Source organism: Nocardioides xinjiangensis (genome assembly GCF_017916385.1).
GTDB classification, from domain to species: Bacteria; Actinomycetota; Actinomycetes; order Propionibacteriales; family Nocardioidaceae; genus Nocardioides; species Nocardioides xinjiangensis.
Genome location: NZ_JAFMSW010000001.1, coordinates 1473749 through 1486394, shown reverse-complemented (window position 1 = coordinate 1486394; position 12646 = coordinate 1473749). Strand labels below are relative to the sequence as shown.

The window sequence follows — 12646 nt, the reverse complement described above, 5'->3', positions numbered from 1 at the left end:
GTGTGGGGCACCGGGCGAGGGCGCGCCTGAGTACGCGAACCGTGTTGCCACACACGCCACGGGCCCGGCTCCTACGAGGAGCCGGGCCCGTGCGGGTGCGTGGATCAGGCGGGGATCCAGTCGAAGGTGTCGGGGTTCGGGCCGGTGCGGCCCGCCTCGCCGCGGTCGAGGCCGGAGATGCGGGCGACGTCGTCGTCGCTGAGGGAGAAGTCGAAGATGTCGAAGTTCTCCTTCATCCGGCCCGGGTTCACCGACTTCGGGAAGACGATGTCGCCGCGCTCCACGTGCCAGCGCAGCGCGACCTGGGCGGTCGACTTGCCCGTCGCCTCGGCGATCTCGGTCAGGACCGCGTCGTCGAGCACCGCGCCCTGCGCGATGGGCGACCACGCCTCGGTGGCCACGCCGTGCCTGGCGTTGGCGGCGCGCACGGCCTCGTTGGTGAAGTAGGGGTGCACCTCCACCTGGTTGATCACCGGCACGACGCCGGTCTCGTCGACGATGCGCTGCAGGTGGGCCGGCTGGAAGTTCGAGACGCCCACCGAGGCGGCCCGGCCGTCCTCGACGAAGGACGCCAGCGTGCGCCAGGTGGAGACGAAGTCGCCGTCGTAGCGCGTCGGGAGCGGCCAGTGGATGAGGAAGAGGTCGATGCGGTCCAGGCCGAGGTCGGTGAGGGTCTGCTCGAAGGCGCGCTCGGCGTCGTCGGGCCGGTGGAACCCGTTGTTGAGCTTGGAGGTCACGTAGACCTCCTCGCGCGGCAGGCCGGCGGCGCGCAGCGCCTCGCCGACCTCCTTCTCGTTGCCGTACATCTCGGCGGTGTCGATGTGGCGGTAGCCGACCTCGAGGGCCTGGGTCACGGCCTCGGCGGTCTCGGCGGGACGGATCTGGTACACCCCGAAGCCGAGCTGCGGGATGGACGTGCCGTCGTGGAGCTTGATGGTGGGAACGGTCATGCCAGGCACAGCGCAGGGCGGCCGGGACGTATTCCGGCCGGGCTCAGCCCGTCCAGTGGCCGGGACGGTCCAGTCCCGCCGGCAGCACGGTCGTGGCGTCGCCGTTCGCGGCGTTGACCTGCGGCTGGGTGAGGAAGAGCACGTTCGAGAGGTCGCAGCCGCGTACGTCGGCCCCGCGGAGGTCGGCGCCCAGCAGGTCGGCGTCGGCGAGCGCGGCCTCACGGAGGTCCGCGCCGAGCAGGAGCGCGCCGCGGAACGTCCAGCCGCGGTGGTCGCCCGCGAGCCGCCGCCCGGCCAGGTCGGCCCGCGAGGAGTCCCGCGCGGCCGGCCACCCTCGGCGTACCCGGGCGCTGGCGTCGGCCAGCACCCCGCCCACCCGCGCGTGCAGGTCGTCGACGTCGGCGAGGAGCAGCGTCTCCGGATCGGCACCGGTGAGGTCCTCCACGTCCGCGCGGACCGCGGCCGCCACGGCGTCCGGGCAGCGACGGGCGACCTCGACGAGGTGCGCGAGCATCTCGTGGAGCTGGCGCATCACCGACAGGACGGCGGCCATCTCACCGAGGTTGCCCTGCTCCCGCCAGGAGACCCCTCCATAGGTGACCTGCGAGACCTGCTGGCCGGCGCCGAAGCACTCGAAGACGGTGCAGCCGGGCCAGCCGTCCTCGCGCAGCGTGGCGTGGATGCGGCAGCCGTCGTCGTCGGCGAGGTGGTGGCACGCCCGCCCGCCCGGCTTGTCGACCCCGAAGCCCGACGCCGCCGAGAACGGGAGCAGCACGCAGCAGAGGCCGAAGCACCGTGCGCAGTCGGAAGTCAGCCCGGGTGTCGCCACGCGGGCATCGTCGCACGGACGTGGGCGCCTCGCGGACGAGGCGTCAGGCGTACCAGCCGTGCTGGATCGCGAACGCGTTGACGACCAGCAGCAACACGAACGCGGCCCCCACGAACCGGTTGTCGAGGAGGAGCTTGCTCATAGCACCCACTGTGCCCGCTCGTCCGCGGAATCAAACAGCTCGGAGGTAAAACTTCGCCCGCGTTGGGGACGCCTAGGCTGGCGGCGTGAGTGCGCTGCTGGTCGCCGGGACGACGTCGGACGCCGGCAAGACCATCGTCACCACGGCCCTGTGCCGGGCGTACGCGCGCCGGGGGCTCGCCGTCGCACCCTTCAAGGCGCAGAACATGTCGAACAACTCGATGGTCTGTGCCGACGGCGCGGAGATCGGCCGCGCCCAGTGGGTCCAGGCCGTCGCGTCGGGCGCCGAGCCCGAGGCCGCGATGAACCCGGTGCTGCTCAAGCCGGGCGGTGACCGGCGCAGCCACGTGGTGGTGATGGGCCGGCCGGCCGGCACGATCGACTCCACGGACTTCGTCGGTGGACGCACCCACCTGCGCGACGCGGCGTACGCCGCCTTCGACGACCTGCGCTCGCGCCACGAGCTCGTCGTCGTGGAGGGGGCGGGCAGCCCGGCCGAGATCAACCTGCGCGCCGGCGACTACGTCAACATGGGGCTGGCGCGGCACGGCGCGGTCCCCACGGTGGTCGTCGGCGACATCGACCGCGGCGGCGTGTTCGCGGCGATGTTCGGCACCCTCGCCCTGCTGTCCGCGGCCGACCAGGCGCTCGTCGCCGGCTTCGTGGTCAACAAGTTCCGCGGCGACGTGGGACTGCTGCGCCCGGGCCTCGAGGAGCTCACGTCGCTGACCGGGCGCGAGGTGTACGGCGTGCTGCCCTGGCACCCGGACCTCTGGCTCGACTCCGAGGACGCGCTCGACCTCGGCGGGCGCCGCGCGACCGATGCGGACGCGCGCCTGCGCGTCGCGGTGGTCCGCCTGCCGCGGATCTCCAACTTCACCGACGTCGACGCGCTGGGCATCGAGCCAGGGGTGGACGTCACGTTCGCGTCCGACGCCCGCGCGCTCGCCGGCGCGGACCTCGTCGTCCTGCCGGGCACGCGTGCCACGCTGGCGGACCTCGAGTGGCTGCGCGCCCGCGGACTCGACCGCGCGGTCGCGGACCACGCCCGCGCGGGCAGGCCGGTGCTCGGGATCTGCGGCGGCTTCCAGATGCTCGGGCGGCGGATCCTCGACCCCGACGGCGTGGAGGGCGCGACGGGCGCGGACGAGGCGGGCCTGGGCCTGCTCGACGTGACGACGACGTTCGCGGCGGACAAGGTGCTGCGGCTCCCGACCGGCACCGCGCTCGGCGCCGACGCCCACGGCTACGAGATCCACCACGGCCGGACCACCCGCCACGGCGGCGAGGAGTTCCTCGGCGGCGCCCGGGCCGGTGCGGTCTTCGGGACCATGTGGCACGGCAGCCTGGAGGGCGACGACTTCCGCCGGGCGCTGCTCACCGAGGTCGCCACCGCGGCCGGGGCGGCGTACGAGCCGGGCGACGTCGGCTTCGCGGAGATGCGCGAGCGCCGGCTCGACCTGCTCGGCGACCTGGCCGAGGAGCACCTCGACCTCGACGCCCTGCTCGACCTCGCGACGTCCGGAGCGCCTGCCGGGCTGCCGGCGCTCGAGCCGGGGGCGTCGCGATGACGGTCCTGCTGCTCGGCGGCACGGGGGAGGCGCGCGAGCTCGCGGCGCTCCTGGACGAGGCGGGCGTGCGCGTCGTGTCGTCGCTCGCGGGTCGGGTCGAGCGCCCGCGGCTGCCGGTCGGCGAGGTGCGCTCGGGTGGCTTCGGCGGGGTCGACGGCCTCAGGTCGTGGCTCGCGGAGCACCGCGCCACCGCGGTGGTCGACGCGACCCACCCGTTCGCCGAGGGCATCTCCGCCAACGCCGCCGCGGCGTGCGCGGCCTCCGGCGTCCCGCTGCTCCGGCTGGCGCGACCGGGTTGGGGCGACGCGCCCGGCGCGGAGGACTGGCACTGGGTCGACGACCACGCGACCGCGGCCGCGCTCGCCGCGTCGCTGGGCCGCCGCCCGCTGCTCACCGTCGGGCGCCAGCCCCTGGCCGAGCTCGTCGGGCCGCTGGCCGGGCACCGCGCCGTCGCCCGTGTGGTCGACCCGCCGGAGGTCGAGGTGCCGGCGTCGTGGCTGGTGCTGCTGGACCGGGGGCCGTACCACCTCGCCGGGGAGCTGGAGCTGTTCGGCGAGCACGGGGTGGACGTGCTGGTGACCAAGGACTCCGGCGGCCGCCACACCTGGCCCAAGATGGAGGCGGCCGGGCAGTTGGGCGTGCCCGTGGTCGTCGTACGCCGGCAGCCGGAGGTGCCCGGCGTGGCGACCGTGCCCGACGCGGCCGCCGCCGCGGAGTGGGTCCTGCGCCGGACGTCCTGAGCCTGCGTGCCGCACGTATCGTGGTGACATGTCGACACCGGGCCTCACCCCCGCCTCGCCCCTGAAGCTGCAGTTCCCGCAGTCGCTGGCGGTCTACGACGACTACGCCGCCGCGCAGAGGACCGTCGACTTCCTCGCCGACGCGGAGTTCCCCGTCGACCAGCTGATGATCGTGGGCACCGACCTCAAGCGCATCGAGCGCATCACCGGCCGGCTCACGTGGGCCCGGATTGCGGTCGGCGGCATCCTGTCCGGCCTCTGGTTCGGCGTCTTCGTCGGGCTGATCTTCGCGCTGTTCACCACCTCCGACCTGTGGCAGGTGCTGCTGAGCACCGCCTTCATGGGCGCGACCTTCGGCCTGGTCTGGGCGCTCATCGGCTACGCCTTCACCCGCGGGCAGCGCGACTTCTCCTCGGTCACCCAGGTGGTCGCGACGAAGTACGAGGTGCTCGTCGAGAACAAGCACGCCGCGCGGGCGCGCGAGCTGCTCGCCGGGCTGCCGGGAGCCCTGCCGAACCCGTTCGCCTAGACGCGCACCCGACCCGGTCGGGCCCGCCACGCGACCAGCGCCGCGACCGCCACGGCCGCGGCGCCCACCGCGTCGGCGAGCCGCACCGCGCGGGCGATGTCGTCCCGGCCGGGCGCCGGCCCGTCGCCGAGCAGCACGCGGTCCTCGATGCCGTGGGCGTAGTGGTTGCGCCCCCCGAGCCGTACGCCGAGCGCGCCGGCGAACGCGGCCTCGACCACGCCGGCGTTGGGGCTCGGGTGGCGCCGCGCGTCGCGGGCCCAGGCGGTGACGGCGGCAGCCGGTCGCCCGCCCACGACCGGGGCGAGCACCGCGGCCAGCAGGCCGCTGAGCCGCGCCCCGGGCAGGTTGAGCAGGTCGTCGAGGCGCGCCGAGGCCCACCCGAAGCGGCCGTAGCGCGCCCCGCGGTGGCCGACCATGGCGTCGAGGGTGTTCGCGGCGCGGTAGCCGAGGAGGCCGGGCACGCCGAGCACCGCTCCCCACACCAGCGGGGCGACGACGGCGTCGGAGGTGTTCTCCGCGACGGACTCCACGGCCGCCCGGCTGACCTCGGCCTCGTCGAGGACGGAGGTATCGCGGCCGACGAGGTGCGTCAGCCGCCGCCGGGCGGCCGGCAGGTCGCCGGCGTCGAGGTGGCCGTGGACCGCTCGGGCCTCGCGCCCCAGCGACGTGCCGCCGAGGACCGTCCACGTCGCCGCCGCGGTGACCAGCGCGTGGGTGAGCGGGCGTTCCGCCACTCGCCGCTCCAGGACGAGGCCGCCTCCCGCGACGGCCCCGACCAGGAGGGCGAGGTGGACGGCGCCACGGCCGCGCGCGTCGGCGTACGTCCGCTCCTCGAGGGCGGTCGCGACCCGGCCGAAGAGCGCGACGGGGTGCCCGCGGCGCGGGTCGCCGAAGCGCCGGTCGGCGAGGTGGCCGAGCACGATGCCGACGGCCCGGCCGGCTGGCGCGCGGCTCACCTTTCTCAGCCCGCCGTCAGAGCGACGCGGCGAACGCGCGCTGCGCCTCCACCGCGGCCTGCCGCCGCCACGTGCGGTCGACCAGCACCGTGAGCGCCGCGCCGATCACCACCCACGTCGCCAGCAGCGTCAGCAGCGACGCGACGCGGAAGTCCCACAGGACGCCGGCCGGGAAGGTGCCCAGCTCGTCGACCTTCGGGAACGCGAGCGCCGCGACCGTCACCGCAGCGACGTACGTCGCCAGGCCCGCGACGACGGCGGGGACCGCGCCCCACCGGTGCATCGCCCGCCGGGCGGCGGCGACGGCGGCGACGACCGCGACCAGCGACACCGCGACGAACCCGAAGTAGAGCGCGGTGCGGCTGTCGACGGTCTCGCCGGAGCCGACGGCGGGCGGGGTGGCGGGGTACTTGAGGAACGGCACGAGGCTGAACGACACCGCGCCCAGCAGGGCGACCAGCGCGGTGCTGGCCGCCGGCCGCAGGGAGCCGAGGCGGCCCAGCCCCGCTGCGGACAGGAGGCCGGTGAGGCCGCCGAGGACGACGCCGATGGCGAGGGTGCCGGTGGCCAGGCCCCAGGTCGACTGGGTGGTGCGCGACACCGCGGCGTCCTCGCCGTGGGAGTGGCCGTCCGCGGCGGCGTGCTCGTGCGTGTGGTCGTGCCCGTCGGGCGCCGGGGCGCCGGCGGCCTCGTCGGCGGCACCGGTCTCGAGCGCGATGGCCCTGTCGACGTGCGGCTCGCCGACGGCGTACGCCACGACGAACGCGGCGAGACCGGCGAGGAGACCAGCGAGCAGACCGTGGACCAGGAAGGTCCGGGTGCTCAACCCGCGCACGTCAGTGGCAGGGGAAGCCGAGCAGGTGCCGGCCGTCGTGGACCCACTCGTGGATCGCGGTGCCCTCGGGGATCGTGATCGCGCCCTGCACCGAGCTGATCAGCACGAGGACCGACAGGGCGAGCAGGGCGCCCAGGACCAGCCAGGGGGCCAGCTCGCGGACGGGGATGGCGAGGTCGGACGGCGCGGAGCCCGCACCGGAGATCGAGGCAGGGCTGGAGATGGCGTGCGCCATGGTTCCTCCTTCGGGATGAAAGCGTCCCGGGTCGATGGGAGTGACTTCCAGTCCGTCGGGTCTGACTTCACCGCTCCGCGTTGCCTCGGAGCGATGTCACAGTAGCGCCACTGCGCCGGATTCCCACCGGCTTCCTCGGGACTGGGTGGAGCGAGCGTAGCGCACCGAGGAGCTCGTCGGTCACCGCCGCCCGGCGGGCGCTGATGCGGACCCACTCCTCGCCCAGCCCGGGGAACGTGTCGGCCCTGCGGACCGCGAGACCGCGGCGCAGCAGGGCTTCCCGGCTGCCCGGACCGGTGCGGGCGAGGACGAACGGCGCCGTGCTGGCGACGGTCTCGATCCCGAGCTCGCGGAGCCCGGCCTCGAGGTGCGCGCGTCGCGTCGCCAGCTCGTCGGCCCTCCTGCGGGCCTCGTCCTGCGCGTGCGGGGTGCTCGTCGCGACGAGGGCGGCGATCGCCGGCGCGGAGACCGACCACGGCGTCTGGAGGTCGCGCAGCCGGCGTACGACCGCCGGCTCGGCCAGGACGTAGCCGGCGCGGATCCCGGGGATCGACCACAGCTTGGTGAGGCTGCGGAGGACCACGATCCCCTCGAGCCGCCGGTCGGCCAGCGTCTCGACGTCGTCGTCGAGGAAGGCCTCGTCCACGACGACCAGCCGGCCGTCCCGCGCCAGCGCCGTGATCGCCTCGGCCGGGTGGCGTACGCCGGTCGGGTTGGTCGGGTTGCCGATGACCACGAGGTCGGCGTCGTCGGGGACCTCCTCGGGCCGCAGCCGGAAGCCGTCCTTCCGGGTCAGCAGGACCTGGCCCGGCGTGTGTCCGGCGCTGCGGAGCGCCACCTCGGGCTCGGTGAACTGCGGGTGCACGACGACCGGGTGGCGCCACTCGCGGAGCCGGGCGAGCAGGGTGAACGCCTCCGCGGCGCCGGCGGTGGCGAGGACGTCGTCGGCGCTCCGGCCGTGGCGCCGCGCGACCGCCGCCTCGGCGTCGCGGGCGTCGGGGTAGGACCCGGCCTCGGCGAGGCTGTCGGCGAGGGCCCGGTCGAGCCAGGCGGGGCGCGGACCGTCGAAGACGTTGACGGCGAGGTCGACCAGTCCGGGCGCGGCGTCCCTGTCGCCGTGGTGGCGGAGGTCGGGGCCCCGGAACGCGGCGGCCGCCTCGACGAACCGCCGCGCGAGGCGGGGATGGCCGGCCCAGTGGGTGTGGAGGTACGACGCGTGCAGGCGGGTGGTCGCGACGCCCGCCGGGTCGGGCACCAGCCACGCCGGGTCGCCCTGGTGGAGACGGGTGAGGTGGGTGCGGTGGAACTCGTGACCGGTGACCACGTCGCCGGCGCGGGCCAGGAGGTTGTCGGCCGGCGCGGTGGCGGTGCGGTAGCTCAGCGTGAGCCGCGGCGCCATCGCGGCCGTCGCGTCGATCGCGCCGACCATCGGCACGGGCGGGCCGTCGGGGCCCTGCACCGACTCGCAGAGGTAGAGCAGCCCGGCGCACTCGGCCACGGTCGGCAGGCCCCGCGCGATCGCCGTACGGATGTCGCGCCGGAGGCGCTCGTTGGCGCCCAGCTCGACGGCGTGCATCTCGGGGAAGCCGCCGCCGAGGTAGAGCCCGGTCGTGCCCTCCGGCAGCCGGGTGTCGGTGAGGGGGTCGAGGTCGACGACCTCCGCCCCGGCGGCCTCCAGCAGCTCGACGGTCTCGGCGTACCGGAAGGTGAACGCGCGTCCGCCGGCGACCGCGATCCTCGCCCCCCTCCCGGGTAGTCCACCGGGAGACGGTCGTCCCGGACCCTCGCTGGCAGCCACTTCCCGGTGGACTACCGAGGGGTGCCACGGGGCCTCGGGGAGGTCCGGCGCGGCGGACGCCAGCCGTACGACCCGCTCGAGGTCGACGGCCTCGCCGATTTGCGCGGCCAGCCGGTCCAGCGCCGCCGCCGCGTCGGCCCGCTCCGCGGCGGGCACCAGCCCCAGGTGCCGCGACGGCGCCTCGATGCCGTCGTCGCGCTGCAGGATCCCGAGCACCGGTACCCGGTCGCCGATGGACCGGACGACCTCCTGCGCGTGCCGCTCGGAGCCGGCCTTGTTGAGGACCACCCCCACGACGTCGACCGGGGGCGCGCCCCAGGTGCAGAGACCGTGGATCGTCGCGGCGATGGTGCGCGACGCCGACGAGATGTCGACCACCAGCACGACCGGCGTGCGGGTGACCGCCGCGACGTGCGCCGTCGACGCGAACCCGTCCCCGCCGATCCGGCCGTCGTACAGCCCCATCACCCCCTCGACGATCGCGAGGTCCGCGCCGGCGGCACCGTGCAGCAGCAGCGGCACGAGCCGCTCCTCGCCGACGAGGTGCGGGTCGAGGTTGCGGCCGGGGCGGCCGGTGGCGAGCGCGTGGTAGCCGGGGTCGATGTAGTCGGGGCCGACCTTGTGGCCGCTCACCTTGTGACCGGCGCGGGCGAGCGCGGCCATGAGCCCGGTGGCGACGGTGGTCTTGCCGTGTCCGGAGGCGGGCGCGGCGACGACCAGCCGGGGGAGGCGGGTCACCACTCGATGCCCCGCTGACCCTTCTGCCCGACGTCCATCGGGTGCTTGACCTTGGTCATCTCGGTGACGAGGTCGGCGGCGTCGAGGAGGCGCGGGTCGGCGTACCGGCCGGTGATCACGACGTGCTGCCGCCCGGGCCGGTCGGTCAGCGTGGCCACGACCTCGTCGACGTCGACCCAGCCCCACTTCATCGGGTAGGTGAACTCGTCGAGCACGTAGAGGTCGTGCCGCTCCTCGGCGAGCGCGCGGGTGATCTCGGCCCAGCCCTCGGCGGCGTCGGCGGCGTGGTCCTCGTCGGTGCCGCCCTTGCGCGACCACGACCAGCCGGAGCCCATCTTGTGCCACGCGACGGGCCCGCCCTCGCCGGTCTCCTCGTGGAGCCGGCCGAGGCGCTCGAGGACGGTCTGCTCTCCGATGCGCCACTTCGCCGACTTCACGAACTGGAACACCCCGATGTCGAAGCCCTGGTTCCAGCCGCGCAGCGCGAGGCCGAAGGCAGCGGTCGACTTGCCCTTGCCGTCGCCGGTGTGGACGGCGAGCAGCGGGCGGTTGCGGCGCTGGCGGGTGGTCAGGCCGTCGTCGGGGACGGTGGTCGGCACTCCCTGCGGCATTCAGGACCTCCAGGTCTCGAGGTGGACGGCGTCGTCGAGGGACCGGCCCGTGCGCCAGCCGTGGCGCACGAGGTCGGGGACGTCCTGCAGCTGCGTGACCGGCCCGAGGCAGAGCCAGGCGACGGGGCGTACGCCGTCGGGCAGGCCGACGAGGTCGGCGAGGAACTCCTCGCGGTAGAACGACACCCACCCGACGCCGAGGCCCTCGGCGGTCGCGGCGAGCCAGAGGTTCTGGATGGCCAGGCAGGTGGAGTAGAGGCCGGTGTCGGCGATCGCGTGGCGGCCGAGCACGTGCTGCCCGCCGCGGCTGCTGTCGTAGGTGACGACGACACCGAGGCCGGACTCGCGGATGCCCTCGACCTTGATCCGCTCGAACCTCTCGCGCCGCTCGCCCGCCAGCTGGTCGGCGAAGACCCGCCGCTCGGTCTCGACGTGCTCGGCGAACGTGCTCCGCCTGCCCTCGTCGGCGACGAGGACGAAGTCCCACGGCTGGGAGTGCCCGACGCTCGGTGCGCTGTGCGCGGCGTCCAGCACGCGCCGCAGGACGTCGCAGTCGATCGCCTCACCGCTGAACTCGGCGCGTACGTCGCGCCGGCGGGCGATGACGTCGTACAGGTCCGTGCTCGGGGGGAAGCTCATGCGACACGCGCCACGCTGGTGAGGGCGTCGGCGCTGACGTCGGCGAGCGGCAGGTGGGTGGCCCGCATGGTCGCCGCGAGGTGTCCGGCGAGACCCAACCGCATCGGGCCCTGCTCGCAGTCGACGACGACGGTGGTGGTCTGCTGCTCGGCGATCCAGGCGGCTGCCTGCCGGCTCCGTCCGACCGCGTCCGGGCCGTGCGTCGCCCGCCCGTCGGTGACGACGATCAGCAGGGGACGGCGCCTCGGGTCACGGACCCGCTCCACGCGCAGCACCTCCGCCGCCCGCAGCAGGCCCTCGGCGAGGGGGGTACGCCCACCCGCCGGCAGCTCGGCGAGGCGCGACGCTGCGATGTCGACCGAGTGGGTCGGCGGCAGCGCGACGTCGGCCGAGTCGGCGCGGAAGGTGACCAGCCCGACCTTGTCGCGGCGCTGGTAGGCGTCGAGCAGCAGGCTGAGGATGGCGGTCTTGACCTGCTCCATCCGCTTGCGCGCGGCCATCGATCCGGAGGCGTCGACGCAGAAGAGGACGAGGTTGGCCTCGCGGCCCTCGCGCCGGGCGGTCCTGAGGTCGCTCGTCTCGAACCTCAGTCGGCCGTCGCTCCGGCCCCTGCTCGGCTGGTGCGGCGCGGCGGCGCGGATCGTCTCGACGAGGTGCAGCCCGCCCGTGCCGGTGGGGTCGACGCCGGCTCGGCGGCCGTTCGTGGTGAGCGCGCGGCTCCGCCTGCCGGCCTCCCCGGCTCCGGTGCCGGTGACCTCGAGCCGGCGGACCTTGTACGGATCGGCCACCCCGATGACCGACGTCGGCGCAGGCGAGCCCGCACGGGGCTCGCTCGGCGGCTCGACGTCGCGGGGCTCGCCGGACGTCATGGGATCCGGCTCGGACCGCGGATCCTCAGGACGTCCCGGGTCGCTGTCGGCTCGGCTGCCGTCGGCGGGACCCTCGGACGTCGGGGAGCCCGATTCCTCGGACGACCCGTCCTCGTGACGCTCCGGGTCCGGTGCAGGCGGCTCGGGGTCCGGCTCCTCGTCGCCCAGCACCTCGTCGAGCAGCTCCTCGTCGAGTCCCGGCGCGTCGAACGGGTTCCGCCGTCGCCGGTGCGGCAGCGCGAGCAGCGCGGCCTGCCGGATGTCGGCCCTCGTGACGTGCGTGCGTCCGTTCCAGGCGGCGTGCGCGATCGCCGTACGCGTGGTGACGATGTCGGCGCGCATCCCGTCGACCTCGAAGGCGGCGCAGACCTCGGCGACCTTGGTGAGCACCGCGTCGGTGAGCGCGACCTCGGGCAGCAGCGTGCGGGCGGCCGCGATGCGGTCGGTCAGCGCGCGCTCGGCGTCGGCGTACGACGCGACGAAGGCCTCGGGCTCGGCGTCGAAGGCCAGCCGGCGGCGCACGACCTCGGCGCGCAGCCGCGGGTCGCGCGGCGCGGCGATCTCGACGGTGAGGCCGAAGCGGTCGAGGAGCTGGGGGCGGAGCTCGCCCTCCTCGGGGTTCATCGTGCCGACGAGGACGAAGCGGGCGGCGTGCGCGACCGAGACGCCGTCGCGCTCGACGGTGGAGCGGCCCATCGCGGCGGCGTCGAGCAGCAGGTCGACGAGGTGGTCGTGCAGCAGGTTGACCTCGTCGACGTAGAGGATGCCCCGGTGGGCGCGGGCCAGCAGGCCGGGCTCGTACTCGGCGACGCCGTCGGCGAGGACCTTGGAGAGGTGCAGCGAGCCGAGCACCCGGTCCTCCGTGGCGCCGACGGGCAGCTCGACGAGGCGTACGGGCCGGGTCTCGGTCTCGGCGTCGAGCGGCCATGCCTGATCGGGCGCCGGGCCGTCCGGCGAGGTCTCGCCGGGCGCGCTGGAGAACCGGTCGCCGGCGACCACCTCGATCGGCGGCAGCACGGACGCGAGGGCCCGGACGGTCGTGGACTTCGCCGTGCCCTTCTCGCCGCGCACGAGGACGCCGCCGACCTCGGGGGAGATGGTCGTGAGCACGAGGGCGAGGGTCATGTCGTCCCCGGTGTCCCGCGAGGGGACGACGGCGGACAGGGGGTACTGCAGTGGCATGGGGGCTCCCGCTCTCGTTGCCA

Annotated in this window: 12 protein-coding genes; 3 read left to right on the top strand and 9 right to left on the bottom strand. The window is 75.1% G+C overall.

Annotated features, from left to right (window positions below; translation table 11 throughout):
• Positions 1-104 precede the first annotated feature (104 nt).
• Together J3P32_RS07035 and J3P32_RS07030 are read right to left on the bottom strand one after the other, a co-directional pair.
• Positions 105-950 carry an aldo/keto reductase gene (locus tag J3P32_RS07035; RefSeq protein WP_210439108.1) on the bottom strand — a complete coding sequence of 282 codons (846 nt, stop codon included), beginning with the start codon at positions 948-950 and terminating at the stop codon, positions 105-107.
• Between the two features lie 43 nt (positions 951-993).
• Positions 994-1779: a pentapeptide repeat-containing protein gene (locus tag J3P32_RS07030; RefSeq protein WP_210439107.1), complete on the bottom strand. Its 786-nt coding sequence runs from the start codon at positions 1777-1779 to the stop codon at positions 994-996.
• A 227-nt stretch (positions 1780-2006) separates the two neighbouring features.
• Here J3P32_RS07030 and J3P32_RS07025 point away from each other — a divergent pair, with 227 nt between their 5' ends.
• From J3P32_RS07025 to J3P32_RS07015, 3 genes are read left to right on the top strand one after another with little or no spacing between them, the layout of a single operon-like run.
• Positions 2007-3491: a cobyric acid synthase gene (locus J3P32_RS07025; RefSeq protein WP_210439106.1), complete on the top strand. Its 1485-nt coding sequence runs from the start codon at positions 2007-2009 to the stop codon at positions 3489-3491.
• Positions 3488-4231, top strand: coding sequence for a cobalt-precorrin-6A reductase (locus J3P32_RS07020; protein ID WP_210439105.1), 744 nt, complete (start codon positions 3488-3490; stop codon positions 4229-4231). Before J3P32_RS07025 ends, J3P32_RS07020 begins: the two co-directional genes overlap by 4 nt.
• A 28-nt stretch (positions 4232-4259) precedes the next feature.
• Positions 4260-4760 carry a general stress protein gene (locus J3P32_RS07015; RefSeq protein ID WP_210439104.1) on the top strand — a complete coding sequence of 167 codons (501 nt, stop codon included), beginning with the start codon at positions 4260-4262 and terminating at the stop codon, positions 4758-4760.
• On the opposite strand, the gene J3P32_RS07010 is transcribed toward J3P32_RS07015, so the two are convergent.
• The 7 genes from J3P32_RS07010 to J3P32_RS06980 form a co-directional block, all read right to left on the bottom strand.
• Positions 4757-5716 (bottom strand): cobalamin biosynthesis protein, encoded by a 960-nt coding sequence (locus J3P32_RS07010; RefSeq protein WP_307807767.1) that lies wholly within the window; start codon positions 5714-5716, stop codon positions 4757-4759. The genes J3P32_RS07015 and J3P32_RS07010 overlap by 4 nt on opposite strands.
• Positions 5717-5732: 16 nt before the next feature.
• Positions 5733-6551 carry a CbtA family protein gene (locus J3P32_RS07005; RefSeq protein ID WP_307807764.1) on the bottom strand — a complete coding sequence of 273 codons (819 nt, stop codon included), beginning with the start codon at positions 6549-6551 and terminating at the stop codon, positions 5733-5735.
• A 1-nt stretch (position 6552) separates the two neighbouring features.
• Positions 6553-6786, bottom strand: a complete 234-nt coding sequence (locus J3P32_RS07000) for a CbtB domain-containing protein (protein WP_210439102.1) — start codon at positions 6784-6786, stop codon at positions 6553-6555.
• Between the two features lie 67 nt (positions 6787-6853).
• A complete protein-coding gene (locus J3P32_RS06995; protein ID WP_210439101.1) occupies positions 6854-9325 on the bottom strand; it encodes a cobyrinate a,c-diamide synthase in 2472 nt (823 codons plus the stop codon).
• Positions 9319-9933, bottom strand: coding sequence for a cob(I)yrinic acid a,c-diamide adenosyltransferase (gene cobO / locus J3P32_RS06990; protein WP_210439100.1), 615 nt, complete (start codon positions 9931-9933; stop codon positions 9319-9321). Before cobO ends, J3P32_RS06995 begins: the two co-directional genes overlap by 7 nt.
• Positions 9934-10572 carry a 5,6-dimethylbenzimidazole synthase gene (gene bluB / locus J3P32_RS06985; RefSeq protein ID WP_210439099.1) on the bottom strand — a complete coding sequence of 213 codons (639 nt, stop codon included), beginning with the start codon at positions 10570-10572 and terminating at the stop codon, positions 9934-9936.
• Positions 10569-12623 (bottom strand): VWA domain-containing protein, encoded by a 2055-nt coding sequence (locus tag J3P32_RS06980; protein WP_246849956.1) that lies wholly within the window; start codon positions 12621-12623, stop codon positions 10569-10571. Before J3P32_RS06980 ends, bluB begins: the two co-directional genes overlap by 4 nt.
• Positions 12624-12646 lie beyond the last annotated feature (23 nt).

Bases quoted from the DNA above. Each gene is read 5' to 3' on its own strand.
- J3P32_RS07035 (WP_210439108.1), bottom strand. From the start codon at position 950: ATGACCGTTCCCACCATCAAGCTCCACGACGGCACGTCCATCCCGCAG.
- J3P32_RS07020 (WP_210439105.1), top strand. From the start codon at position 3,488: ATGACGGTCCTGCTGCTCGGCGGCACGGGGGAGGCGCGCGAGCTCGCG.
- J3P32_RS07015 (WP_210439104.1), top strand. From the start codon at position 4,260: ATGTCGACACCGGGCCTCACCCCCGCCTCGCCCCTGAAGCTGCAGTTC.
- J3P32_RS07000 (WP_210439102.1), bottom strand. From the start codon at position 6,786: ATGGCGCACGCCATCTCCAGCCCTGCCTCGATCTCCGGTGCGGGCTCC.
- cobO (WP_210439100.1), bottom strand. From the start codon at position 9,933: ATGCCGCAGGGAGTGCCGACCACCGTCCCCGACGACGGCCTGACCACC.
- bluB (WP_210439099.1), bottom strand. From the start codon at position 10,572: ATGAGCTTCCCCCCGAGCACGGACCTGTACGACGTCATCGCCCGCCGG.
- J3P32_RS06980 (WP_246849956.1), bottom strand. From the start codon at position 12,623: ATGCCACTGCAGTACCCCCTGTCCGCCGTCGTCCCCTCGCGGGACACC.